This is a genomic window from Paenibacillus sp. SN-8-1, from assembly GCF_050995535.1.
Classification (GTDB): domain Bacteria; phylum Bacillota; class Bacilli; order Paenibacillales; family Paenibacillaceae; genus Fontibacillus.
In genome coordinates, this window is record NZ_CP194782.1 from 905,276 (window position 1) to 931,868 (window position 26,593).

The following is a 26,593-nucleotide window of genomic DNA, read 5'->3' on the forward strand; positions in this document are numbered from 1 at the left end:
CGATATATACTATGTAAGGATTAAAGTGTTCGTATGGGCAAATAAGCATTTACTTCTATTGACACACTTTTTGGCCCGTGATATATAAAAATAAGATTTAGCACTCTTTGTGTATGAGTGCTAAAATAAGCAAGGGCTATAACTACATAGAAAGGAAGATTACAATCATGGCAAAAAAGCAGTTTCAGGCTGAGTCCAAGCGGCTCTTGGACATGATGATTCACTCCATCTATACCCAGAAGGAAATATTCCTCAGGGAGCTTATTTCCAATGCCAGTGACGCAATCGACAAGATGTACTACCGCGCTCTCAGCGATGACACGCTGGTATTTAATAAGGAAGACTACTACATTAAGGTGACTGCCGACAAGGCGAACCGTACGCTGACAATTACCGATACGGGTATCGGTATGACGCCGGAGGAGCTGGAGAACAACCTGGGCGTCATTGCCAAGAGCGGCTCGCTTGCGTTCAAGAACGAGAATGAGCTGAAGGACGGACATAATATCATCGGCCAGTTCGGAGTCGGATTCTATTCGGCTTTCATGATTGCCGATGTTGTGACCGTAACAAGCCGAGCTTTCGGAAGCAATGAGGCCTTCAAATGGGAGTCTGAGGGTGCTGACGGATATACAATTGAGCCGGCTCATAAGGATTCGGTAGGTACAGAGATCGTACTGAAGCTCAAGGAGAACACTGAAGACGACCAGTATGATGAATATTTGGACGAGTACCGTCTCAGAAGCATTATCAAGAAGTATTCCGACTTTATCCGTTATCCGATCAAGATGGATGTGACTTCCCGCCAGCCTAAGGAAGGCAGCGATAGTGAGTTTGAGGAGACTGTGGAAGAACAGACCATCAACAGCATGGTTCCGATCTGGCGCAAAAATAAGAGCGAGCTTACGGACGAGGACTATGAGAACTTTTATAATGAGAAGCGGTATGGGTTCGATAAGCCGCTGTCCCATATTCATATCAAGGCAGACGGAGCTGTGGTGTATAACGCCATCCTTTTCATCCCGGAGAATACGCCATTCGACTACTATACGAAGGAATATGAGAAGGGCCTTGAGCTGTACTCGAACGGCGTGCTGATCATGAACAAATGCGGCGATCTGCTGCCGGATTACTTCAGCTTTGTAAAGGGAATGGTTGATTCCGAGGACCTGTCCCTCAACATCTCCCGGGAGATGTTGCAGCATGACCGCCAGCTGAAGCTGATTGCGAAGAACATTCAGAGCAAGATCAAGAGCCAACTGACAAGCTTGCTGAAGGATGAGCGCGAGAAATACGAGCGGTTCTATACTTCTTTTGGCCGTCAGCTGAAGTTCGGTGTCTATAACGATTATGGTATGAACAAGGAAGTGCTGCAGGACCTGCTCTTATTCCACTCCTCCAAGGAGAAGAAGCTGGTCACACTGGATGAGTATGTCTCCAGAATGCCTGAGGATCAGAAGTACATCTATTACGCGGCTGGGGAGTCCATTGAACGGATTGAGAAGCTTCCACAGATTGAAGTAGTCTCCGATAAAGGCTATGAGATTCTGTATCTAACAGATGATATCGACGAGTTCGCTCTTAAGGTGATTATGTCGTATAAGGAGAAGGAATTTAAGTCCGTCTCCAGCGGTGACCTTGGGATTGAAGCAGATGCGGATAAGGAGCAGTCCGAATCGGAGGAGATTGCGAACAAGGAGCTGTTCGATTCCATGCAGGGCTTCCTTGCGGGCAAGGTGACGAAGGTCAAAGCCTCGAAGCGGCTTAAGACCCATCCGGTCTGCTTGTCCACTGAAGGGGAACTGACCATCGAGATGGAGAAGATACTAAAGGCGATGCCAAGCGGCCAGGATGTGAAGGCGGATAAGGTACTTGAGATTAACGTGAATCACGAGGTATTCAAGTCCCTGAAGGACGCTAAAGCCAACAGTCCGGAGAAGCTTGAGCTGTATACGAACCTGCTGTACAATCAGGCGCTTCTTATCGAAGGACTGCCGGTAAGCGATCCGGTTGAGTTCACGAACAATATCTGCAAGATTATGGTGTAAAGTATTACTATATAAGTTGAATTTAAGAATTACTAATAGGCAAGAGTGTGAAATGATTCTGGAGAAGCGGAGCGTTCGCCTACAAGCTTTCTGAAAGAAAGCTACATCGAAAGCATAAGCTTTGTGATTAGACTTCTACCTTTAAAAATTCAATTAAGAAGTCTGGGAACAACAGCGATCGTAGGAACATTTCATACGGCTGACTAGCATGTAAATCAGTAGTTTAACTTATATAGTCATATCAGCAAGGTTATAGTGTAAATACAGGCGCTGTTATCGTAATTCCCCCGCTTCCAGGTTATCCGGAGCGGGGGATTCTTGTTAGTTAACTGTTGAATTTTGGCGGCTCTAGCTGATTGGAGTTATTTAGTACCGGGTAAGAATACTGCGACAAGACGCGACAAACCACGCAGAACCTACTACCGAAGGAGGAAGTCATGATATGTTTTTTCACATTAAAGAACTTCAATTTCGTGCAAAGCCCGAGAAACCGGATCCTGTATATGCGAGAAAGCTTCAGGAAGTACTAGGTGGCCAGTATGGTGAGATGTCCGTAATGATGCAGTATCTGTTCCAGGGCTTTAACTGCCGGGCAGACCGAAAATATCGTGATATGCTGCTGGATATCGGTACTGAGGAGATCGGTCATGTGGAAATGCTGTGTACCATGATCTCTCAGCTGCTGGACGGTGCGCCGGCCGATCAGGTGGATGAGATGGCTAAAGACCCACTCATTGCGGCAGCACTGGGCGGTATGAATCCTCAGCACACGATTGTATCAGGCATGGGAGCCATGCCTAGTGACAGTAATGGATATCCTTGGAACAGTAAATATATCGTATCGAGCGGAAACCTGCTCGCTGATTTCCGGGCTAACCTGAACGCTGAATCCCAAGGCCTGGTGCAGGTTGTGCGGCTCTATGAGCAGACGACAGATCCGGGTATCCGGGATATGCTGTCCTTCATGATCGCCCGCGATATCATGCACCAGAACCAATGGCTTGCTGCCATTGAAGAGATTGAACAGCTGGATGGGCCTATTGCACCAGCTTCCTTCCCGCGTGAGCAGACAGTTGAGGAGGCAACACGCCAATTCCTGAACTTCTCCGAGGGCGAAGCGAGCAGTGCGGGACGATGGGCCAATGGTCCCCTGCCGGATGGCACAGGCAACTTCGAGTATGTTGCGAATCCGCAGGCTCAAGGCGGAGTACCGGAGCTGAAGCCGCCTGCGGATCATCAGCATTCAACGCCGGGAACAGGTCCGTATATTGTGAATAAGGGACAGCAGGGCAAGTAATTTGGGAATAATCGCACAATGGGGAGACTGCCAGCGGGCGGGTTCCCTTTTTACATATAAGAACGGGATTTAACTTGATTCTTTAGGTCAAACCACATAGGAAGTCAATAAATGTGTTAAACTGGTTATTAAGTGAAAGGTTACCCGTACGGTGCATGTGGAGCGGCGTGTGGATAGATTGCGATTGAGATAAGATCAACTTAAGCGGAGTGATTATTTGAGTAAAGCTAAAGGCAAGAGCGGAATAGGCAGGGGAACAGGCAAGAAGGGCTGGAACCGGTGGCAGGCTAGTGCCAACAAAGCAAAGAGCGCGCCCAAACCTTACAAGAGTAAAGGGACCAAGAACCGGGATAGCGAGAAATCTCCCGTTAATCTTCAAGACGAATAACGAATAACCATATTTCATAGGAGTGGTGCTTTCTGAGAAAACAAAAACCAATGTCATTTGATGATCTGTTAGTGGAATTACAAGGCCAAAGAACGGTTCAGGAAGATCCGGCCAATGTGCCTTTAGACAAGCTGTTCAATGAATCATTCATGAGTAAGCATTCCAGTTTTGACAGCTTTGGAGCGTTTGTGGAAAAGGGGAACTTCCAGATTCACACGCAGGAGGATGTGAATAACATCCCGGATGAGCTATTTGACCGTCATGTGGCGCGGTCAACGGATTTCCCGGATTGGAAATCCATGCTCGAAACGGCGAATAAGGAATACGCAGGTTCTTAATTTGTGAATACCAGCATAAAAAATAACTCAAGCAGACAAGAGGCTTGAGTTATTTTTTATATCCACGAAGGGGGAGGTGAACACCATTTCATGACTAAATCTATCATTTAATGTATAATCTGCAAAATCGTAGTGTGCAAATTTGTGCAATCGTTGGAGTAAAATGTTGATATCCTTTTTATATCGGTTAGACTGTGCGAAATTGTTAGTTAATAGCGGTTGACAAGTTTTTACTTGGAGGCTTACTATGATAAGCAGATGTATATAGCAAACGCTTTCATTTGGCTTTTTGTGCAAATAAGTTGCACAAAGTGAGTTGTCTGATACGTTTGCATTTATTGTGCAAGAAAGGCAAACGTTTGCGCAAACTTCGAGTGCTTCAAAATAATGCGCAGTCTCTAATGTTCTTAAACTCTGAAGAAGGAGGGTGACGTGTTAACAGGGCCTGACAAGCCGAATTAGTGTATGCGCAGGTGTACAGAATTTACAGCAAGGAACAGCGAGGGATGTACGAAGAAGGATTTTTGAAATTTGATATTCTCGTAACCGCTTACAGGAATGAGATTGTTAATATGGGAGGTTGATTGAATGAAGACTTCGTTATGGGGAAAGAGAGCTTTTGCGGTAAGTATGGTCTTGGCTCTTGTATTCTCCTGTTTTGGAATGTACCCCGCAGGGGTGAAAGCCGCAACCAGCAAGGTTGTACTCGCGGGAAGCCTGCAGTCTGAGCTGGGTTCGGCAGCAGATTGGGATCCAGCATCTGAAGTGACCGAAATGGCTGATCAGGGCGATGGCCTGTACGTCTTTAAAGGCACATTGCCAGCTGGAACGTATTCGTACAAGGTTGCCCTTAACGGAGATTGGCAAGAAAACTATGGATTCAGCAATTATACGAATCCCCAAGGGATTAATGACGACGGCAACATTAAGATAACCCTCGCGGAAGCGGGTGAGGTTACTTTTTATTACAACGATACAACTCATAAAATCGCAGATTCTACCTACTACACACCGCTAGCTGACGATAAGCTTCCACGTATCGTGGGAACTGTGCAGACGGCACTGGGGGATACTTCAAACAATTCTCCTGCGGATGCGAAGACTCTGTTAACTGATCCCGACTTTGATAATATCTACTCCAAAGTTGTGGAAGTTCCGCAAGGAGACTATAACTATCAGGTGTATGTACCGGGGGCAACCGAAGCAGACAATCATTCATACCCTGATTCCGCTGCTGAACTAAGCCTGCCTTCTAAGTTACCTGTTACTTTTACGTATAATGCCAAGGACAATGCCACTGCGGCAAATTTCACGGTTCCTAAAACTCCTGATCAGGTGAGTCCTGTTCCAGAAGGTAATGTTCGGATCCACTACGCACGCACAGACAAAACCTATACAGATCAAGGGTTATGGCTGTGGGATGATGTAGCATCGCCTTCCGCGAACTTTCCAACAGGCGCAACTCCATTCCCTGACGGACAGATTGATGCTTACGGGGCATATGTAGATGTTCCCGTGAAAGCAGGAGCGAAGAAAATATCATTCCTTGTTGTAAATCGTACAAATAGTGTCAAGGAAGCTGGCGACAAATCGTTCCTAATCAGCACACCTGAGACAAACGAAGTTTGGATCAAAGAAGGCTCCAACACCGTCACTCCATACGAACCGGTAACGCTTCCTGCGAATACGGTTCGAATTCACTATATGAGAGCGGATAGTAAGCAAAGCGATTACGGCCTCTGGCTGTCGGAGGATGTAGCGAACCTTCCTAATACTTGGGCTATCGATGCTGTTCCTTTCACGTCAACGCAGACGGACCGCTTCGGGGCTTATATTGATGTCCCTCTTAAAGAAAACGCCATGAAAATGGGAATGGTTGTGGTCAGGCCGATTAAGGATGCTCCGGACAGCGATAAGGATGGAGGCGACAAAACCTTTACCCTGCTGGACCGCTATAACCAATTGTGGATCAAGGAAGGCGATAACAACGTCTATGTATCTCCTTTTGGCGAGGCTCCTATTGGGCTAGTATCTGCAGGATTAGCTTCTACAACCAAGCTTACTCTCAATTTCACGTTAACAGATGGGCTGGATGCAGCCGAACTTAAGACTGGGATCAAAGTAAAGGACAAAGACGGCAATGATATTGCCGTGAAGAATGCAACCATTACAAGTAAAACTTCAGTTAGTGTGGAGACGAATGCTTTTACTCTAGATCAAGCTCCGCTGAGTATTGAATATTCAGGGAAGACGATAACGACTTCCAGCGACTGGAGATTGATTGACGAGGATTACAACTATACTGGCGATGATCTTGGAGCTACTTATCATGACAAGTCAGCTACGCTGAAGCTGTGGGCTCCGAAAGCCAGCAAGGTCACCGTTGATGTCTATAACAAGGATGACTCTAATGATCTGGTCAAGAGCCTGGACCTGACTAAAGGCGAGCATGGAGTCTGGTCGATTGAGCTGACACCTGAGAGCCTCGGGGTCACCGATGTCCGCGGATACTTCTACCAATATGAAGTTACTAATGCAGGTGTAACCAACAAGGTGCTCGACCCTTATGCGAAATCCATGGCTGTATTCACCGTGGATACTGATGGCAAAGCCGGTGTTGGTGGAGATACAGTAGGTAAGGCAGCCATTGTTGATCTCAGTCAGACGAATCCCGATTCATATGGCTACGCGAATATCAAGGGCTACGAGAAGCGGGAAGATGCCGTTGTCTATGAAGTTCACATTCGTGACTTCACCTCGGATCCTACAATTGAAGACAGCCTTTCGGGCGAGAGATGGGGCTCTTACGAAGCATTTGAGAAGAAGCTTGATTACCTCAAATCGCTCGGTGTCACCCATATTCAGCTTCTTCCTGTAATGGCTTGGTATTATGGGGACGAGACCAAGATGGGAGAGAGAGAGCTCAATTACTCAAACAAGGGCAACGAATACAACTGGGGATATGATCCTCATAACTATTTCTCCCCAGATGGAGCTTATTCTGATGACCCTAAAGACCCTGAACTGAGAATCAAAGAATTGAAAGGCTTGATCGATGCGGTACATAAAGCCGGAATGGGTGTTGTTCTGGACGTTGTGTACACACATATGGCGAAGAAAGAGTTTTTGAACGATATTGTACCTAATTATTATCATTTTATTGATGCAAGCGGTAACTTTATTGGCGGGTTCTCCAACAATCTCGCTACCAATCACAAGATGGCTGAGAAGCTGATGGTGGATTCCGTTAAGTACTGGTTCAAGGAGTACAAAATCGACGGAATGCGCTGGGATATGATGGGTGATGCCACATATGAGGCTGTACAGCATGCACTTGACGCTGCAAAAGAGATTAATCCTAAGGCACTCTTCATCGGTGAAGGATGGAGAACATTTGGCGGAGATCAAGCGGAACCAGATCTTGTTGGCAAGGCTGCTGACCAAGATTGGATGAACAAGACGGATGATATGGGTGTATTCTCCGATGAATTCCGCAATGAGCTGAAATCCGGCTATGGTTCGGAAGGTCAGCCGAGATTCATCACGGGCGGCGCACGTTCGATCACTACGATTATGAACAATATCAAAGGAGAACCTTCCAACGTTAAGGGCGACGATCCGGGCGATATCGTACCTTATATTGAAGCTCACGACAACTTAACTCTGCACGATGTTATCGCGCAGTCAATCAAGAAGGATCCATCCATTCCGGAGAATGAGCTTGAAATCCAGAAACGGATCCGACTCGGGAATATGCTGGTTCTAACTTCCCAGGGTACCGCCTTTATTCATGCGGGTCAGGAGTATGGCCGAACTAAGCAATGGTTGGCACCAGGGAAGCCTGAGGACGAGGGTAGAACTACAGAATTAAAAGATAAAGACGGTAATACTTTTGGATATTTCGTCCATGACTCGTATGACTCTTCGGATGCTGTCAATATGTTTGATTGGACGAAAGCGACCGATAAGGAGAAATTCCCGGTTCAAACTACAACCCAAAAATACACTTCGGGTCTAATTGAACTTAGAAAATCAACGAACGCTTTCAGATTGGGCGACAAATCATTGGTAGATTCCAATGTAACGCTGATTCCTTCTATAGACAGCCAGTCTTCTGATGTCCTTATCGGTTATAAGAATAAATCAACCGACGGAACAGGGAATTATTATGTGTTCTTGAATGGAGATAGCGAGTCAAGAACAATTACGCTTAACGAGGACTTGACCAAAGGAAGCGTGCTTGTAGATAGCGATGAAGCTGGGGTTAAGGCAATTCCAGCCGCCAGTCAATCTGGATTCAAGCTTACCGCTAATTCCATTACACTTGACCCGCTTACGGCAGTGATTATCAAGCAAGATGCAGCATCAACACCGGGTAACCCAACACCAGGCAACCCATCACCAAGTAACCCAACACCAAGCCCATCTGTACCAACAACGCCTTCAGATTCTCAGGTAGTTAACGAGTCCAGTCTGAAGAATGGTAAGGATGGCAAGGTTGAAGTTGAGATTGCTCAAGGCAAGAAGTCCGTACTTCTGCCAATCCAAGCGGCTAAGGCTCTTGGAACGAACAATCTGGTTGTGAAATCAGGCAGCTTGAACGTCACTCTTCCTAATGGAGTGCTGAACACGATTCAGGGTATGGTCTCTGGTGCGGAAGCGGATGGATCTCAAATTCTATTTGAAGCAAATCCACTCGAAAGCAGCTCAGCAAATACCACGGTTGGCGGATTACAGAAGAACGGAGCTAAGGTATCTCAAGCCTCCGATGTGTATGAATTTACAATCAGTATCATTAAGAAAGACGGAACGCGTATTCCGGTAACTACATTCAAGGAGCCAATTACCGTATCATTCAAGCTCACAGGGAAACCGAACAAAGATCTGATCGGTGTATACTATTTGGCAGATAACGGTACCCTTGAATATGTAGGCGGAGTATTGAACGAAGATGTATTAACAGCAAAGGTTAAGCATTTCAGTAAATATGCGGCGCTCGAGATTGATAAATCCTTCGCCGATGTTCCTGCATCGCACTGGGCATCTGCGGCGATTAAATCGCTGACAGCGAAGCAAATTGTAACTGGAGTAACAGATACGAAGTACCAGCCGAACAGCAATGTCAGCCGGGCTGAATTCACGGCACTCTTGACACGGGCTCTTGGCCTCCAGACAGATGAGCACGCGGCCTTTGCCGATGTGAAGCCGGGAGCATGGTATGCTTCCTATGTAGATGCAGCGGTTAAGGCAGGTATTGTAAATGGCCGCAGCAAGGATACATTTGCACCGAACGACACGATCAGTCGTGAGGAAATGGCAGTCATGCTCATTCGCGCACTGGAAGTGAAGCAAGGCAAGAAGACCGACGCGGCTGCTAGCGCAGCGACCTTCGCTGATGCTTCCAAGATCAGTTCATGGGCAGCTTCTTATGTGAATGCTGCTGCCAGCCTCGAACTGGTGCAGGGCAAGGAGAATCACAAGTTTGATCCGCAAGGCTTCATGACTCGCGCTGAAAGCGCACAGGTCATCTACAAGCTGCTTGCGAAATAAATTATGGAATGAACCGGCACTCTTCTTAGGAAGAGTGCCGGTTTTTTTTCTAGTGGACTTAATTAGGGCTTGATTAAGAATTGCTTTCACTTATCCGATACAGGAATCAACCGCAGTAAAGCGTTCCAGCAGTGTGGTTTACGGCCGATTAACACAGCAGGTACACTAAGGGATGGTATGAACGTACTCACCTACTGAAGTTACTTACACTACCCACATTGCTAGTAAAGGAGCTCTTATCTTGTTGTCTTCAATCTCTACTTCAAAGCCGGTGTCAGCGAACTACCGGTTAGTGATCCTACTGCTGGTCGTTATTGTCTCAGGCGCAAGTCAGGGCTTGCTGCTGCCCTTGCTCTCCATTCTGCTGGAACGGCACGGCGTATCGTCAGATCTGAACGGAATGAACGCCGCCGCGTTATATATCGGAATATTTTGCACCATGTTCTTTGTAGAGAAGCCGGTTGTGAAATTTGGATATAAAAGTGTGATTGTAGTAGGTCTGATCCTTGTGAGCGGCTGCTCGCTGCTATTCCCGGTCAGCTCTTCTTTGTATTTCTGGTTCGCCCTGCGTCTGCTGGTCGGAGTGGGTGACAGCTCGCTTCACTTCGCCACACAGCAGTGGATTCTGAGCAGCAGTCCTGCGGACAAGCGCGGACGCTTCTTCTCGCTCTATGGCATGGCCTACGGCATCGGCTTTAGTATCGGGCCGCTAGGAATTAACCTGCTACCATTCGGAGAAGCTGTGCCATTCTTAATCTCGGGTGCCCTTTATGCGCTGATCCTGCTCCTGATGCTCCGAATTCCAAATGAAATGCCAGAGCAAGTAGAGGCGGGAGAAGCGGCGCAGAATCGATTCTTCCGTTCCTATCGGCTCGCTTGGTTCGCTCTGATTCCACCGCTGCTCTACGGCGTTATGGAAGCTTCCATGAACAGCAGCTTCCCGCTGTATGGACTACGTATTGACCTTGGAAAGCAGTGGATCTCACTGCTGCTGCTGACGTTCGGAGTGGGCAGCATTATCCTGCAGCTTCCGCTTGGGGTATGGAGTGACCGAATCGGACGCAAGCCTGTGCTGATGACCTGTGCTTTCCTTGGAGCCGGCTTGTTCCTGTTGATCCCTGCTGCTGGTGATCATACGCTCATTCTGTTCCTCTTGTTCGCTCTGGCAGGCGGAATTGTAGGTTCTTTCTATTCGCTGGGGATGTCTTATGCAGCTGACATTGTACCCAAGGCCATCCTGCCGGCAACCGGGGTAATCGCGTCTGTACATTACAGCATCGGAAGCGTGCTTGGACCCGTATTGGGGGGCTATGGAATGAGGTACATCTCGATCAATAGTGTGTTTTTCTTCCTTGGAGCCGTATTTCTGACCTTCGCGGTTCTGGGAATCTGGTTCAAGCGAGAACCTAAAGCTGACGTTGGAACATAATCGAATACCATCTTATCTTCAAAAGGGGACTATCCACATAAGTCATCAAAGATGACGATAGGATAGTCCCCTCGTTTTAATCTAGGTAGACGATGTACTGCGATTTCGAATGTTCTTTCGCCGCTGGCGCTTCTCCAGAATTATTCGGGCCAACACCTCGCCTTGTCAGTCTCTTTGCTGAATTATAGGACAGAGGTATCACCGGGAGTACAGAATAGCTCAGATGGCTGGAATATGCCTTAACTTATCAGGATTAACGACAATATAAATGTTGGCAATCTGCCTCTCCTGAACTTGGAATGTGACCACATTCAGCGGCTGGCCATTCGTATAGGTCACAATCCCAATATCTCCGTTCACGCCGGTAACGGAGTAGCTGAAGCCCTCAGGGGGTCTGGACAGCAGACCGGAGAAGAACATAGCGATGCGCCCGGCACCGTGTATAGGACGAACAGCCGCGGTGACCTTGCCGCCTCCATCTGAGTATAGGACGGCATCGCTCTTGATGATGTTAAGCAATGCGTTAACATCACCGGAGAGAAGTGCCTGCACGAATTGTTCCACAGCGTCTGATGCCTGCTCCATCACGGTCGGCTTGGCCGTAGGAGTTACTTCTTCCGAATCGGTATCCGTTATGGGAATACGGGTAAGGGCGCTCTTGGCCCTGCGAAAGATCTGCCGGCAGTTCGTACTGCTCTTCCCGACAATATCGGCAATCTCGTTATAGTCATACTGCAGCACTTCTCTGAGCAGGAATACCGCTCTCTCTGTCCAGGACAGCTGCTGGAGAAGAAGGAGATAGGCGGTCGAGATAGACTCCTTGTGGGTATAGAGTTCATCGGGTCCCTTGCGCGTGTCTTCGTTCATCACGAGCGGTTCGGGCAGCCACGGTCCTACGTAGACCTCACGCTGCTTGCTGGCAGAACGCAGATGATCGATACAGCGGTGGGTGACTATTTTGCATAAATACGCCTTCGGATTAAGAATGTTATCCGGCTTTGTCTCGTTGACATACAGGAATGCTTCCTGAACGATATCCTCTGCTTCCGTTACACTCCCCAGCATCCGATAGGCCAGGGAGATCAGCAGCGGCCTGTAAGAACCGTATTCTTCCGCAGTTCCGGTCAATTCCATATAGCTTACCTCCTGGCTGAGATTTCTACTAAATCTTGCTGCGATTTTTGAATAATTGATTGTGCGGCACGTACTGCACTTGCAGCGGACGCATCAGCAAGCATTTCGCCCTGACTAACCCAATCACCTGCTACGAACAAGCCCTGGATTTCAGGTACAGCCGGTCCTGCAAAGCTCTCTGGTTGACCCACATGATGATAGTTATGGGTCACGGTTATTCTCGGCAGGAATCTTTGCGTCACCACTTCCTGTTCCCAGCCGGGTTGAATCAGGCTCATAGCCGCAGTCAGGATCTGTTCATCTGTGACCGGGTCACTTTCTTCTTGTCCAATATACTTTACAAGATGCACGACCCGTGACCCGTCATCGCTTAATCTGGCATGAGCGGTATGGTGGGAGATAAATACGGGCTGATCCAGTCCGATGGCGAACTCCCGCTCCGTATTGGGAAGCTTCTTCAGTCCGACGTCAAGACAAGCAGCTACCACGGGACGGGCTTTTTCCTTCCAGTGTTTCAATTCCGTATGTTCCGCGCCGCGAACAAGCTTATATACCTCTGACGGGGAAGCCGTGCTGACCACATGATGAACCTCCAGCGAATCTCCTCCCTCAAGAGCAACGCTGCGAACTTTGCCTTGTTCATGAACGATCTCTGTTACAGATTTGCCACTGACAAGGTGAACTCCTGCTTGCTCTGCTTTGACTTTAAGCTGATCTATGATCGTCTGCCAACCGTTATTCAGGTACAGGACACCTTGTAATCCACGCTGAACCTGAGCCAGAGCGGGACCTGCGAGCTGATAATCCGGAGCGTGTGTATAGGTAGAGGTCCGGCATAGGGCATAGAAGATATGTCTTACCATCGGGTCTTTGATCTCCTGCTCTGCCCATGCTCTTAAGCTGCCAGGCCCCATCTGATTCGGGTTAAGCTGTTTGATCTTCATCATAAGTCGCATAAGGTTTATTTTGTTAGACCAGGTGAGAAGCTTGGAGGATAAGAGACTGGCCGGCCCTGCGAGAAGCGGGATGGTCTGATTATTCCAGATCGCATGAATATGGGAGGCTGGCTTGCCTCCTTCCAGACTCACTCCAAGCTTCCGCAGGATGGAATAAGCTTCCCCGGCTTGGTACAAAGCATGCCCGCCCAGGTTGAGATACACTTGATTCTTCTTATTTGTAATTGCGCGTCCACCCCAGCGTCCCGATTTCTCGATCAAAGCTACAGATTGCCCGCTCTGTGCTAAATTAATGGCAGCGATGAATCCGGCCAATCCTCCACCAATAACAGCTGTATCGTATTTGTTCATCAACAAGGTTACTCCCCCTCAATGGTTATGATTACTTATAAGGCGAAGCAGGGTATGGTTTTGTGACAGAATACAATCCACTGCTCTAAATTTTTTTGTTTATAACAGGAGTAACTATATAAGTTGAATTTAAGAATTACTTATAGGCAAGAGTGTGAAATGATTCTGGAGAAGCGGAGCGTTCGCCTACAAGCTTTCTGTAAGAAAGCTGCATCGGAAGCATAAGCTTTGTGATCAGACTTCTACCTATAAAAATTCAATTAAGAAGTTTGGGAACAACAGCGATCGTAGGAACATTTCATACGGCTGACTAGCATGTAAATGAGTAGTTCAACTTATAAGCCAGATCCAGAATTACATAATGAGCGAAAGGCAGCGGGAATCGTGAGGTTAATGGGCGAAATAGACGGGGGAATGGGAGCAGATCCTTAGGAATGTAAATAGTGAGCCCGGGCTCAATTCCAAATTTTATAGATAAAAAGTAGAATCTCCCTGACCGATATATCATCTAATGAATTATTTGCATCACCAGCTAGGAGTGAACAGAGCATGAAAGTAATTGGCGGCATGCTAAAAAATAAGTGGGTTCTGATTTTTGTCTTTCTAATTATAACGGGTTCCTTATTTGATATTTTTCTGGATTCATTAAATCGGACCGTGTATATGTCTCTGCACATCATTATAATGTTATTTACGCTGTATGGCTTCTTCTCCATGCTTAAAGAAGTAAGCATGACCAAAGACGAGCTAATGGTGAATAATCAAAGGCTGAATAACATTTTTGAGACCCTGGATGTGGCTGTTTGGTATCACGATATGAAAGAGGACTCATTACTCATTACACCGGGAATTGAGAAGCTGTATGGTTATCCACTCAGTTCCTTTTATAATGACAAGACCTTTTGGATGCAGGTTATTGTTCCTGAGGATATGGCTGTGCTTACAGACCGGTTATCCAGGACAGCCAAAGGGGAGACGGTCACCAGTAAGTACAGAATCGTTCGCCCGGATGGAGAGGTGCGCTGGATTCAGGACCGGGGAATACCGAAGATGGATCAGAAGGGCAACATGGTGGACTTCACAAGTGTCATTCTCGATATCACCGATCTTATGGAAAGCAAGGATCGTTATCAAAGCCTGGTGGAAATGTCACCGGATCTTATCGCTGTAATTAGCAAAGGACGGATTGATTACATCAACAAATCCGGTTGTGTCCTTATAGGAGAATCCTGTCCATCCGAGCTGATTGGTCAGCCTATAGAGAGGTTCTTTCCGTCGGAGGTACTCGAAGAGATCAATATCAAGGAAGAAAGTAAAGGCCGCGGTGTTAAGAGGCGGACGATTGAATTTGAAGTGAACCGTATTGATGGGAAGAGCACCCATGTAGAGCTGTCGGCGAGCCCGATTCTTTTTGAAGGGAGATCTGCGATCCAGGTCGTAGGCAGTGATATTTCACTCCGCAAGGAATCCGAGAAGATGGTTGAGTTCATGGCCTATTATGATGCCTTAACGGAACTTCCGAACCGATATAAGCTCAGAGAGCAGCTGAATCATATCTTGAATCAAGCAAAGAGTGAAATGCTGGCCGTGCTCTTCCTGGATTTGGACCGGTTCAAGATCATTAATGATACCAAAGGTCATATGGTTGGCGATCTGCTTCTTCAGAAGGTGGCCAAAAGACTGGAGGAAGCGGTTCAAGGGGAAGGTCTGGTCTCAAGGCAAGGTGGAGACGAATTCATTATCCTGCTGGAGAACTGCAGCAAAGAGAAGGTGACCCGGATTGCTAAGCAGCTGCTCGTCGAATGCTCAAGACCTATTGAGATCAACCAACAGGAATACTTTGTTACAGCCAGTATCGGGATCAGTATGTATCCAGCGGACGGGGTGGATGAAGAGACGTTGATCAAGCATGCCGATACAGCTATGTACCTGGCCAAGGAACGCGGAAAGAACAATTACCAGTTCTACTCCTCAGATCTGAACGGGTTATCGACTCGCAAGATGGAGCTGGAAAATGGGCTGCGGAGGGCGATTGAGCAGGATGAGATGATGATCTACTATCAGCCGCAGGTGGAGCTCTCTACCGGGAAGCTTGTCGGGATTGAAGCCCTGCTGCGCTGGAGGCATCCGTATTATGGCATGATCTCTCCGCTCGAATTCATTCCGCTGGCTGAAGAGACAGGCCTGATCGTTCCCTTGGGAAAATGGGTGATGCGAACGGCCTGCATGCAGAACAAAGCCTGGCAGGATCAAGGGTATCCTGCTATTCCTGTAGCTGTGAATATTTCAGTTCGGCAGATGGAAGATGAGAATTTCGTTGATTCCATCACTGACGTGCTGAATGAGACCCGTCTGGACCCTCAGTATCTGGAACTCGAAATTACCGAAAGTATTGTGCAAAATATCGAGAAGTCGACGCTGATCCTCAGATTGCTCAGACTGATCGGGGTTAAGATATCGATAGATGACTTTGGAACAGGCTACTCCTCCCTGAGTATCCTGAAGCATCTTCCAATTGATAAGATCAAGATTGATAAATCTTTCGTCGACGATATTATTTATCACTCCAATCAAGGAGCCATGGTGAAGACCATTATTGATATGGGGATCAATCTGAACTTCAATGTTATTGCGGAGGGGATCGAGAAGAAGGAGCAGGTGGATTTCCTTATTCAAAATGCCTGCAATCTTGGACAGGGTTATTATTACAGCCCGCCTTTGTCTGTAGCAAATATGGAAGTGTACATGGAAAAAGGGATTTCGGGACAAAACGGTCACTAAGTCGGAAGTTGTAAATTATTTCATTTACAAGAACGTTTTTTTGTTGAAATTAAATTCCAATCTTTGTATGATGTTGCTATACGGATTGGTGAATTCTACTCGACATATGAAGAAGAACCAATTTAAGGGCAATGAATTGTCACTTGAAGGACAACAACCCCGCAGCTGCTGCGGGGTTGTTTTATTTTTACCTATAATAGGAGGATGACCATGATGAATTCTAATGAGACAAGAGTTATATTAACCAAGGAGGATCTGATCCAGCAGTTTAAGAATTGCGGAGTGGCGCCTGGGCAGACGATCTTCGTGCACACCTCGCTAAAGAGTCTGGGGTTCGTTGTAGGTGGCGCCGAGACCTTAATCAGAGCTCTACTCGAAATCGTTGGGGAGGAAGGAACTCTGATGATGCCGTCACAGACATGGAAGAACCTGGACCCGTCCACAGGTGTACACTGGGAAGAGCCTCAGGAATGGTGGCCGATTCTACGGGAGCACTGGCCTGCCTATGATAAAGAGATCACCCCGGCTATCGGTATGGGAGTTGTCGCTGAAATGTTCCGGAAATGGCCTGGAGCCCGGAGAACGGATCACCCGGCGCGGTCCATTGCCGCGGTAGGGAAGTATGCGGATTACATAACGGAGGAGCATGATCTTAGCAATATTTTTGGAGAGAACTCGCCTGTGGATAAATTGTATAAGCTGGATGGGTATGTGCTGCTGATCGGGGTTGGATACGACAAGAATACCTCCTTGCATCTGGCTGAGACGAGGGCAGACTTCCCTTCCAAGAAATTCGCGGATGAGAGCAGTGCTATTCTGGTAGATGGACAGCGGAAGTGGGTAACTTATAACACGCAAGCTGTAGACGATGTGGATTTCGTCAGAATCGGGAAGGAATATGATGAGGCCCATCAAGTTAAGGTCCATAAGGTTGGCAATGCGGAGGTTCGGTTAATCAGACAAAGATCCCTGGTGGACTGGGCGACGGACTGGATGGAGAAGAATCGGGTCTGACACATGTTTTTATGGGCAAAATGAAGGCAATGCTGAAGTTGAAGTATCCAGGGACCCCCAAGTAGTTATATAATAGAGACTTACAGATCACAGCAAACAAAGGAGTTAGGTCCGTGTGAATAACGAAGAACTGCACAGCGAATTGCCTGAGAATTACGATGAACTCAAGAAGGCTGCCAACCGTACGTCTGATTGGAGAGCACGTCTGGAAGCTGTAGAAGAACTGGGTAAGCTTAATCATCAACAAGCGATCGGCGTCCTTAAAGGCATTTTGAAGAATGATCCCGTACTCAAGGTACAGGAAGCCGCACAGCGTCAGCTCAAAGGACTTGGGGAGAATGTGCCGATTCCTAAGCGCGAGCCAGGGGATCTGGTTCCGGGAATTACGAAGCTGCTGCTTAGAATCAAGAAGAGCCTGCCGAAAGAGCACACCTATGAGGAATTCAAAGAAAAGCTTAAGAAGATGAGAATAGATGTGTATGATATCTATGAAGGCAACAAAGGCGATGAATTTGATGCATGGCTTGAGGACAAGTGGGCATCGCTTCGGACGAGCAAGTACGCTTAAGGGACAGGAGTGACCTGAGAATCTATGGAGATTGATGTTCAATATACACCTAATCCGAATTCGATCAAGATCAGTACGAGTGAGCAGTTATTTGAAGGACCAAGAAGCACTTCCCTGAAAAGAGGAGATGCCACAGATCATCCGCTGGCTAAGGCGCTGCTTAGCATTGAGGGGATTGATAACTTGTTCGCGGTTAATGACTTCGTCACGATTACCAAGACGCCGGATGCGGACTGGGATACGATCCTGACCCATGTGGAAGAGGCATTCAACGTAGTATACGGCTAAGCGATTCAGAAGCGAAGCGATGGACACCTCTGGCAGCCGTGAAGGGCGATGCCGGGGGTGTTTTTTTGAGTACAGAGGAGGAGTCGAATTATGGGTTTGTTCGATAAGCTGCGCGGCAGGAAAGAGGAATCATCAGCTCCATCAGGAGAGGCAAGTTCAGGTCCTATTGTTGGATTTGTGCTGCTGGACAGACAGCAATATGACTTTGATTCATGTATCGCAAATTTGAATGAGCACTGGGGAATTGAGACGGGGGAGCAGACGGAGCGGGAAAGTCTCGTGTTCGAGGTGGACGGCATGAATGTCGCCTGCGGGTATATACCGGCGGTGATTCCTAACCGTGAGGTCGAGGAGAATTGTAAATATAACTTCCTGTGGAGAGAAGCGGAGCAGGTCGTGTCAACCCACAAGGCGCATATCATTGTATCCGTTCTGGGCGCTGAGGATGCCATAGAGGGACACAAGCTCTTCACCAAGGTGGCAAGCTCGCTGCTGCAGACGGAATCTGCGATTGCCATGTATACGGCACCTCTCGTCATGGAAGCGGGGCAGTACGTGGATCTGGCGCAATCCCTGAAGGAAGATACCCTTCCTGTGGTGCTCTGGGTATTTATCGGAATGTATCAGAATGAGCACGGTGTGGGTGCATATACAGTGGGACTCCGCAATTTTGGCAAGGACGAGGTTGAGATTGTGAACTCCAGTCAAAGTGCTGGTGATGTATTTGAATTCATTACTGTAATTGTAAGCTTCATCATAGAGAATAATGTGACGCTGAGAGACGGGGAGACGATTGGATTCTCAGCTGAGCAGAAGCTCTCTCTTACTCGGTCCCCGGGCGTAGCGGCCGAAGGAGATAGCATTAAGATCGGATTTTAGATGAATTGAACTTAACGGCAGCCTAATGTGTCAAAAAACTTGTTACGATAAGGGCTGTCTTCTTCGCTCAGCACCCGTGTTCCGTTCACCGGAATACGGGTCTTTCTTATTCATTTGTACTTACTAGACACCGGGTTTCAGGTATGAGTGCTTAGGGTCTGTCCAGCTGACTCATACTCTTGACGATAATGATATGCTTGTGAAAGATAGAGATCCGCTAGGAGAAGGAGAGACAGCATGAATTTGACTGCACAGCCCATGCAGGAATCGTCCCCGCAAAAGGATAGATTTCCGCTATCATTGTTATGTCTAACTCTAGGTGCATTTGCTATTGGCATGACCGAGTTCATCATTATGGGACTTCTGCCCAATGTAGCACATGACCTGGGGGTGACAATCCCGGAAGCCGGCCAGCTCATCACCAGCTATGCGCTTGGTGTTGCCGTTGGAGCTCCACTGCTGACTGTGCTGACGCACCGGATGCCGCAGAAGAAATTGCTTGTGCTGCTGATGGCCATATTCATCGCCGGCAATGCTTTATCTGTGGCCGCGCCGACTTATACCCTCTTGATTGCTGCCCGAATTATGACTGCGCTGGCTCACGGGACTTTTCTAGGTGTGGGCTCATTGATGGCCTCCAGGCTGGTTCGGCCGGATAAGCGGGCGGGTGCCGTATCCATGGTTCTGGCCGGACTTACCATAGCGAATATCATTGGGGTGCCCTTCGGTACCTTCATAGGCCAGCAGCTCGGCTGGAGATCTTCATTCGGTGCCATTACCCTGCTCGGATTCCTGTCACTGCTTGGAATCATACGGTTCATTCCGCAGATCCGTCAGGATGGGCCTACAAGCCTGGCACAAGAATTCCGGAGCCTGGTGAATCCGCAGGTGCTGCTGATGCTGCTTACGGGAGCATTTGGATGTGCAAGTCTGTTCTCGATGTTCACTTATCTGACTCCGGCGCTTGAGACGATTAGCGGGTATAAGGAGCATGAGGTGACCTGGATTCTGGTGTTATTCGGTACGGGGGTCACCTTGGGCAACCTGCTTGGCGGGAAATTGGCGGATTGGAAGCTGATGCCTGCCATGATCGCTAACTTTGCGGTGCTGGGAGTAATTCTGGCTGTATTATCGGTTATGCTGAACTATGCGCTTCTTGCTGTAATTACCATGTTCGTCTGGGGAGTTGCGGCCTTTGGCATCATGCCGGGGGTGCAGGTCCGTATTCTGAATCTTGCTCATAGCGCGCCCCTCCTTGCTTCTACTTCAAGCCACTCGGCCCTGAATTTGGGCAATGCCGGCGGTGCTTATCTGGGAGGGCTGGTGATTACTTATGCTGGCCTGCCTCACGTGCCATGGCTTGCGTCTGTTCTTGCCTTGTTTGGCTGCGCTGGTGCAGCCTTAAGCCTATACATAGAGCGGCGTGGGAACAGAGTAAATGAACAACATCAACATTCTTGATGGGTTAACGGGTAGGGGGAGAGAGATGTTCGGTTCAATGGAGTTGTATTTGGCTGCTCTGCTTGCGGTGATCCTGGTCGGATTTGTAATCCGCCTGCTGCTGAAGAGAAGAAGCATATATACCCGCAAAGGGATTATAGATCCCATGAAGGTGAGTATTAAGGATATAGATCGTATGGAAGACGGTAAGGAATTCGAAGAGTATTTGTACCGCTTGTTCCTTGCCCTTGGATATGAGGATGCTTACAAGACGGTCAGCAGCCGTGATTTTGGAGCAGATCTGGTCTTCACCGATCGGGACGGGGAACGAAATGTGATTCAGGCCAAGCGTTATGCGGAGTCGAATCCGGTGGGACTCAGCGCCGTTCAGGAAATCTACAGCTCTATGAGATATTACGGAGCCAGTAAGTCCATTGTGATTGCTTCAAGCCGGTATACCGAGGCTTGCGAGATCCTGGCTGGCTACAACGGGGTAAGATTAATAGACCGATCCGAGCTAATTGATATGATTGATCTCTTTAAATCCAATCAGATCACGCCTGTTATGGATTTGATTGAGGAGGAACCGGATCTGATCTTAGATATGGATGAGGAGCATCCTGGCGGCGGTAGGAAAATTAGACTGTCCAGCAAAGCTAGAAGCTGACGGATTAACATCTGGTGATTCCATGGTTGAGCGGGGATCGGGAGTCGAAGAAATTGGGAAGTAGAGTTGAAGCGTGAAGTACAATTAAGCGTTTAGTTCCATAAGGGGACTTCACGCTTTTTTTATTGTGGCTGGAATTGAACTAGGATTGGGACAAGAAATCCTGCTCATTTGCAGAAGTAGGATGCTCACGCATTTCCTGTTCGAGGAAGTAGGTGTGAACCAGATACAGGCAAAAGGAATCTTCGTAAATTGTAAGAAATAGTTTACAAAACACATGAAATATTTTACAATAATGGTAGAGGTGGTTCTGTTGTTATCCAACAAATTAGTGGTGTTCCGTGCAGAAAAGGGATGGACTCAAGAACAACTTGCAAATCGAGTTGGAGTCAGTCGTCAAACCATTGCTACCCTTGAGAAGAACAAATATAATCCTTCCCTAATTCTCGCTTTTAAAATCTCAAATGCATTCGAGAAGCCGTTAACCGAAGTTTTTGATTATGGGGAGGAGTGATGATATGTTTTGGTTAAAAGTTCTATTCGTTGTTGTGATATTTGTTTGTCAGATGTATGTGATTAGATTCCAGTCAAGCAGGGAAGGACAAGATGAAAGAGGTAGGGGAATTCAATATAAAACCAATAGTACTCTGTATAACATGATGTATTTAGGTATAATTTTGTTAATAGTTCTAAACTTATTAGAGATAGTTTCGACCAAATACCTGCCTGATATATTGTTATATTTTATAGTTACTTTAAGCTTATTTGGTGGAGTATTCACATACATTAACAAGACCCAAAGGAATTACTAATTAGTGCGCACACTGATGCAATAATCTACGCGGAAACCGCATTAATAGCAAAGACAGTAAGCCTCTTAAATGTAGAGACTTACTGTCTTTCTTTGTGTAGGTAACGCCTCGGGATAACGGGGATAATTCGTTCACAGGGGATTTAAATCTTTTATGGAGTAATAGGGACGGTAATCTCAAGATCTTTGTTATGGATTGGCTTGGGCAGTTGTCTAGTAACAAGCATAAGTCTTTGGTCTGGCCGGAAGGCTGGGTATTCCCGTACGAATTTATATTGAACAGGGTTAATCAGCTCAGGAGCTTTATCATGCAGCATATACTTTGCACCCGAATTATCCTCAATCCATAACTGAATTGATTGCGTATATGGATCCGCACCTTCGGTTTGATAATAGACAAGGGTTTTGTCTTTAAGGAACTGTACTTGGTAGACTTTAAGCTGACCGATATCACCCTGTGACAAGATAAGGGTATGATCTTCACTCGGGGCTCGGTCCAAGAGTACGCGTGTTTCTTTATCTGGCACTGGGGCTTGACTTAAATCATTAGCCGGACTAATGGTGACGGATTGTGGTATTCCCTGCGCCGGTCCGAACAATTGCTTGAACTGGGTTATTTCTACCCCATTCTCAGTACGTCCGCCTCCGCTTCCACTGTGAGGCTGAAGAACGACTCCTTTGTCGTCGGTTACCGTAAACGTCATTACATCACTGCTAACAGGCCGCTTCACCTCTACGTCCAGCTCGGTGGTGCTTGGTGTGAACAGTATTTTTTTGATCGTAAGTGTGACATTACCCGAGGTCTTGGAGATCATAGGAATGACTACCTTGTTGCTCGAATCCGTTCTCTTAACGGGGAAGCTGAAGTTCCACGACCCAGTTGTATCTCCGATCTTGGACACGCTCATGGTTAGCTCAAACTGCTCAGGCAGCTTCTCATCGGGCGTTAAATTAATGACACCGGCGTAGGTATGATCATCTAACCGGTTACCTGTCCCGCTACCAGGAAAAGATACTGACTTCCCATCAATCGCATACTTAACTTGTCTTACTTCCTGGATACCTTTAGGAGACTTTTGGATATATCCCAATGTGAGTCTCGATCCGTCATATATGACTTCAGACAGCTCAAGTGAAATTCCTTGATCCGTAATTCGCTGCGCAATGGTAGTCGTCAATCCCTGCTCATCTGCCGTCTTAAGGCCAAAGTCCCCGGCAATCTCGAACACTTTCTGTATACCTGGAATCTGCTTGAGCGCAGAGGCCATTGCTGGTGAGACGAAGGCTGAGCCAAGGCCGCATATCAATATGAGAGCAGCTGCTGTAGAGCTTATAACTAGCGGCTTACGCCATCTTCGCACTGCAGGCTGTTCGGGCAGTAATTCAAGCGTAGAGTTGATCCGTTCGAGAACTACTTCCGGCAGCTTGTCCTTCTGTTCGCCGGTAACCTTCATAAGTTCAGCATCCAAATTAATAGGATTCATATCCAACCTTCCTCTCCTTCGTTCCTTCTAAAAATTCCGCAAGAATCTGTCTAGCCCGATGTAGACGGGATTTAACTGTTCCTTCAGGTGTACCAAGAATTTCAGATATTCCTTTCAGGGAGATATCCTCGTAGTAGTGAAGTGTAACCACTAGTCTGAGTGTTTCCTCCAGCTGCTCAATTGCTTTTTGAAGGTCAATATTCCCGTAACGATCCATTGAAGAAGAGTCTATGAGTAATTTATCCGATACAATAACCTTCTTCTCCCTGCGAAGTATGGTATTACATTCATTAATTAAAATTCGGAACATCCATGTTTTGAAGAAGGCAGGCTCTTTCAGCGTGTGAATGGAGCGATACGCCTTCAGTATGGTCTCTTGAATGGCATCGGCACAGTTCTCATCCTGTTTCAAGATAGACCTCGCAACGTTATAGAGACTTAATTCATTGGCCTTGATAAGCCGGACAAAAGCTTCCTTGTTGCCTTTTCTGGCAAGTATAATATCCTGTTCTAACTCCTGCACATTGTTAAACCTCCTGTATTGAAATCTACTAATTAGATGCGTAAGGTCTGCATCCGGTTCACGAACATGAAACTTCTATTTATTTTAAGGGGAAAAGCCCAATACATATAGCAGAATGAATAAACGTTAGGGCAGCGCAATTGTACACTCAGGATATATATGCTAAATTTGAACTCGAGACGCAAAGAACGGATCAAGACCAGAAGGAGGTTGCTGCATGTGGCGCCAGTAGTGTCGGAGGATTATAAAATGCGGAAGAAGCAGGATATTCTATCCAGCGCTCTGATCTGCTTCGCCAAGAAGGGCTACCAGCAGGCTACGATGGATGATATTGTGGAGCAATCGGGGCTCAGCAAAGGGGCTATCTATAACTATTTTAGATCCAAGGATGAGATTTATTTCGAAGCAGTGAATGAGAATACTTCAAACCTACAAAGTGTTGTAAAAGAACAGCTTCAACAGCTGCCTACCTCTATAGATAAATTGTCTTTCTTATTCGATACTTACCTCAGCAATGCTCACCAGGACCAGGCCGAGAAGGCGCTGTTTCAGGTGTATTATGAATTTCGGCTGCAGTCCTGCCGGGACGAGAAGATTGCAAGCTTTCTGAAGAAGCGAAGACAGGAGTTGTTCATTAACCTGATCGGGGATATTATAACGGACGGGCAAGGCCGGGGAGAGATCCAGGCCAGCCTGGATGCAGCAATTCTGGCTCATACGTTCTGGGGGATGATTGATGGGGCATCCATCAATGTAGTTACAGACCCTGAATATCCTTATGAAGCCGCACTAACCCAAATGAAACAAATGTTTCTTGCCTATTTAAGTTGAGAAGAACAAGATAACGCCGACTAAGCCTATTGCCGGACTTCCCGGGAGTAGGTTTTTTGCATAAAGGAGAGACTAGATTTCGTTTGAAAGCAGGAAAAAAATGTGATTTAATAAAATAAACTATTCAGTCTATTTTAACGTACAGGAATAAAAAATATTTGCTTATGGGAGGCTTATCGTATGGAATCTAAAACTCTTGACCCCAAGATTCAATTGGCTGTGGAAAGGTATAAAGCTTTAGAAGAGAAGATTGCCCATTTTGTCATGATTGGGGGTCTGCTTGAGTGGGATCAGAAGGTAACTGCTCCCAAGAAGGGCAGAGGCATATTCGCGAAAGCGATTGGTACCTTTAGAACGGAGGAATTCAAGTTATCCGTCTCACAGGAGATGGGAGAACTTCTACATATTTTATCCGCGGATGACGTGTATGAGCAGCTGGATGAGATTACGCAGGCGCAGATCCGGGAACGATTAGAGGAATACAACCGTTCAAGGAAGATTCCTGAAGAGATGTACCGCGATTATGTCGTCCTTACCGCCAAGGCGAATGATGCCTGGGAAGAGGCGAGAGAGACGAATAATTTCAGTGTGTTCCAGCCCTTCCTGGAGAAGATCGTTGATTATAATCGGAAAGTTGCTGAGATTTACGGATATGAACAGCATCCTTATGATGCACTGCTTCATCAATATGAACCAGGCCTAAGTGTTGCCGTACTGGACCCACTGTTCGCCAAGCTGAGAGAGACGAGTGTTGCCCTGCTTGAGAGAATTAAGAACTCAGGCAGTAAGCCGTCTACCGAAATTTTTGAGCAGGATTACGATGTGGAGCAGCAGAATAAGTTCAATACCTACTTCCTGCCTATTATCGGCTTCGATATGCAGGCCGGCCGGCTTGACGAGACGGTTCATCCGTTCGCCCAGACAATGAATACCGGCGATGTGCGGATTACGACAAGATACCTTAAGGACAATGTGCGTTCTGCGGTGTTCGGGACGATCCACGAAGCCGGACACGGCATCTATGAGCAAAATATTGATCCGCGCCTAGAAGGCACAGCCTTGTCTACAGGTGCATCCTTTGGAATTCATGAATCCCAGTCAAGATTCCTGGAGAATATGGTCGGCCGCAGTGAACAGTTCTGGACGTTCTTTTATCCAAAGATCCAGGAGCACTTCCCGCAGCAGCTGGGGCACGTTAGCCAGCAGGACTTTTACAGAGCGGTGAACACCGTACAGCCAACAATGATTCGTGTGGAAGCGGATGAGCTGACGTATAACCTTCACATCATGCTTCGATATGAGATTGAGAAGGCAGTCATCGGCGGAGAGCTTGAAGTCAAGGACCTGCCAGCTGTCTGGAACCAGAAGATGCGGGATTATCTGGGCATTACCCCGGCTACGGATACGGAAGGTGTGCTGCAGGATGTGCACTGGTCCTTTGGCGGCTTTGGCTACTTCCCTTCCTATTCTCTCGGTAATTTGTACGCTGCACAGCTGCTGAACACGATTGTACGGGAGCTGCCGGACTTCTATTCCCAGATTGAAGCAGGTAACTTTGCGGGCATTCAAGCTTGGCTGAAGGAGAACGTTCACCGCCACGGTAAGCTGTACACGCCTGAGCAATTAATCCGTAAAGTTACGGGAGAAGATTTGAAGGCGGATTACCTGGTGAATTATTTAGAGGAGAAATACAGCCGAATCTACAATTTTTAGCCGGCCAGGAAGGATTGTACGGGGCTTCCAGTTCATCTTAGCTGATGAAGCCTCGTTAAGACCGGTCATCTCCCATGCAGGGCTGGGCCCTATGCAATGAATA

General features: G+C 47.2%; 21 protein-coding genes. 17 read left to right on the forward strand and 4 right to left on the reverse strand.

Features of this window, described 5'->3' with window-relative positions:
- The first annotated feature begins 167 nt into the window (after window positions 1-167).
- The 6 genes from htpG to ACRRNK_RS04265 all read left to right on the forward strand — a co-directional run bounded on the left by htpG (window position 168) and on the right by ACRRNK_RS04265 (window position 11,050).
- Window positions 168-2,048 (forward strand): molecular chaperone HtpG, encoded by a 1,881-nt coding sequence (gene htpG / locus ACRRNK_RS04240; protein WP_433945564.1) that lies wholly within the window; start codon window positions 168-170, stop codon window positions 2,046-2,048.
- A 442-nt stretch (window positions 2,049-2,490) separates the two neighbouring features.
- Complete coding sequence (locus ACRRNK_RS04245; protein ID WP_433945565.1) at window positions 2,491-3,345, forward strand: manganese catalase family protein; 855 nt, start codon at window positions 2,491-2,493, stop codon at window positions 3,343-3,345.
- Window positions 3,346-3,562: 217 nt separating this feature from the next.
- Window positions 3,563-3,733 carry a DUF3934 domain-containing protein gene (locus ACRRNK_RS04250; protein WP_433945566.1) on the forward strand — a complete coding sequence of 57 codons (171 nt, stop codon included), beginning with the start codon at window positions 3,563-3,565 and terminating at the stop codon, window positions 3,731-3,733.
- Window positions 3,734-3,783: 50 nt separating this feature from the next.
- A complete protein-coding gene (locus tag ACRRNK_RS04255) occupies window positions 3,784-4,071 on the forward strand; it encodes a hypothetical protein (RefSeq protein WP_433945567.1) in 288 nt (95 codons plus the stop codon).
- Window positions 4,072-4,659: 588 nt separating this feature from the next.
- Entirely contained in the window at window positions 4,660-9,621 is a 4,962-nt protein-coding gene (locus ACRRNK_RS04260; RefSeq protein ID WP_433945568.1) for a pullulanase, read from the forward strand.
- 241 nt (window positions 9,622-9,862) lie between these two features.
- Window positions 9,863-11,050, forward strand: a complete 1,188-nt coding sequence (locus tag ACRRNK_RS04265) for an MFS transporter (protein ID WP_433945569.1) — start codon at window positions 9,863-9,865, stop codon at window positions 11,048-11,050.
- A 219-nt stretch (window positions 11,051-11,269) separates the two neighbouring features.
- Here ACRRNK_RS04265 and ACRRNK_RS04270 read toward each other — a convergent pair whose 3' ends face one another.
- On the reverse strand, window positions 11,270-12,184 hold the full coding sequence (locus tag ACRRNK_RS04270; RefSeq protein ID WP_433945570.1) for an RNA polymerase sigma-70 factor: 915 nt from the start codon (window positions 12,182-12,184) through the stop codon (window positions 11,270-11,272).
- Between the two features lie 5 nt (window positions 12,185-12,189).
- Entirely contained in the window at window positions 12,190-13,491 is a 1,302-nt protein-coding gene (locus tag ACRRNK_RS04275) for a phytoene desaturase family protein (protein WP_433945571.1), read from the reverse strand.
- Between the two features lie 549 nt (window positions 13,492-14,040).
- Between ACRRNK_RS04275 and ACRRNK_RS04280 the strand changes: the two genes are divergently transcribed.
- The 9 genes from ACRRNK_RS04280 (at window position 14,041) to ACRRNK_RS04320 (ending at window position 21,940) form a co-directional block, all read left to right on the forward strand.
- Window positions 14,041-16,272, forward strand: a complete 2,232-nt coding sequence (locus ACRRNK_RS04280) for a sensor domain-containing protein (RefSeq protein WP_433945572.1) — start codon at window positions 14,041-14,043, stop codon at window positions 16,270-16,272.
- A 210-nt stretch (window positions 16,273-16,482) separates the two neighbouring features.
- Window positions 16,483-17,286: an aminoglycoside N(3)-acetyltransferase gene (locus ACRRNK_RS04285; RefSeq protein WP_433945573.1), complete on the forward strand. Its 804-nt coding sequence runs from the start codon at window positions 16,483-16,485 to the stop codon at window positions 17,284-17,286.
- 115 nt (window positions 17,287-17,401) lie between these two features.
- Entirely contained in the window at window positions 17,402-17,854 is a 453-nt protein-coding gene (locus ACRRNK_RS04290) for a HEAT repeat domain-containing protein (RefSeq protein ID WP_433945574.1), read from the forward strand.
- A gap of 24 nt (window positions 17,855-17,878) precedes the next feature.
- Window positions 17,879-18,142, forward strand: coding sequence for a NifU N-terminal domain-containing protein (locus tag ACRRNK_RS04295; RefSeq protein WP_433945575.1), 264 nt, complete (start codon window positions 17,879-17,881; stop codon window positions 18,140-18,142).
- Between the two features lie 90 nt (window positions 18,143-18,232).
- Window positions 18,233-19,021, forward strand: coding sequence for a DUF4261 domain-containing protein (locus ACRRNK_RS04300; RefSeq protein WP_433945576.1), 789 nt, complete (start codon window positions 18,233-18,235; stop codon window positions 19,019-19,021).
- 237 nt (window positions 19,022-19,258) lie between these two features.
- Window positions 19,259-20,482: an MFS transporter gene (locus tag ACRRNK_RS04305; RefSeq protein ID WP_433945577.1), complete on the forward strand. Its 1,224-nt coding sequence runs from the start codon at window positions 19,259-19,261 to the stop codon at window positions 20,480-20,482.
- Window positions 20,483-20,519: 37 nt separating this feature from the next.
- Window positions 20,520-21,128, forward strand: a complete 609-nt coding sequence (locus ACRRNK_RS04310; protein ID WP_433946798.1) for a restriction endonuclease — start codon at window positions 20,520-20,522, stop codon at window positions 21,126-21,128.
- A 313-nt stretch (window positions 21,129-21,441) separates the two neighbouring features.
- Window positions 21,442-21,642 carry a helix-turn-helix transcriptional regulator gene (locus ACRRNK_RS04315; protein ID WP_127199461.1) on the forward strand — a complete coding sequence of 67 codons (201 nt, stop codon included), beginning with the start codon at window positions 21,442-21,444 and terminating at the stop codon, window positions 21,640-21,642.
- Between the two features lie 4 nt (window positions 21,643-21,646).
- Window positions 21,647-21,940 (forward strand): hypothetical protein, encoded by a 294-nt coding sequence (locus ACRRNK_RS04320; RefSeq protein WP_433945578.1) that lies wholly within the window; start codon window positions 21,647-21,649, stop codon window positions 21,938-21,940.
- Window positions 21,941-22,091: 151 nt separating this feature from the next.
- Here ACRRNK_RS04320 and ACRRNK_RS04325 read toward each other — a convergent pair whose 3' ends face one another.
- Window positions 22,092-23,423 (reverse strand): DUF4179 domain-containing protein, encoded by a 1,332-nt coding sequence (locus ACRRNK_RS04325; RefSeq protein ID WP_433945579.1) that lies wholly within the window; start codon window positions 23,421-23,423, stop codon window positions 22,092-22,094.
- Window positions 23,410-23,946, reverse strand: coding sequence for a sigma-70 family RNA polymerase sigma factor (locus tag ACRRNK_RS04330; protein ID WP_433945580.1), 537 nt, complete (start codon window positions 23,944-23,946; stop codon window positions 23,410-23,412). Before ACRRNK_RS04330 ends, ACRRNK_RS04325 begins: the two co-directional genes overlap by 14 nt.
- Window positions 23,947-24,165: 219 nt before the next feature.
- On the opposite strand from ACRRNK_RS04330, the gene ACRRNK_RS04335 reads away from it, so the two are divergent.
- Both ACRRNK_RS04335 and ACRRNK_RS04340 read left to right on the forward strand, forming a co-directional pair.
- Window positions 24,166-24,777, forward strand: a complete 612-nt coding sequence (locus tag ACRRNK_RS04335; protein WP_433945581.1) for a TetR/AcrR family transcriptional regulator — start codon at window positions 24,166-24,168, stop codon at window positions 24,775-24,777.
- A gap of 180 nt (window positions 24,778-24,957) precedes the next feature.
- Window positions 24,958-26,490 carry a carboxypeptidase M32 gene (locus tag ACRRNK_RS04340; protein WP_433945582.1) on the forward strand — a complete coding sequence of 511 codons (1,533 nt, stop codon included), beginning with the start codon at window positions 24,958-24,960 and terminating at the stop codon, window positions 26,488-26,490.
- Window positions 26,491-26,593 lie beyond the last annotated feature (103 nt).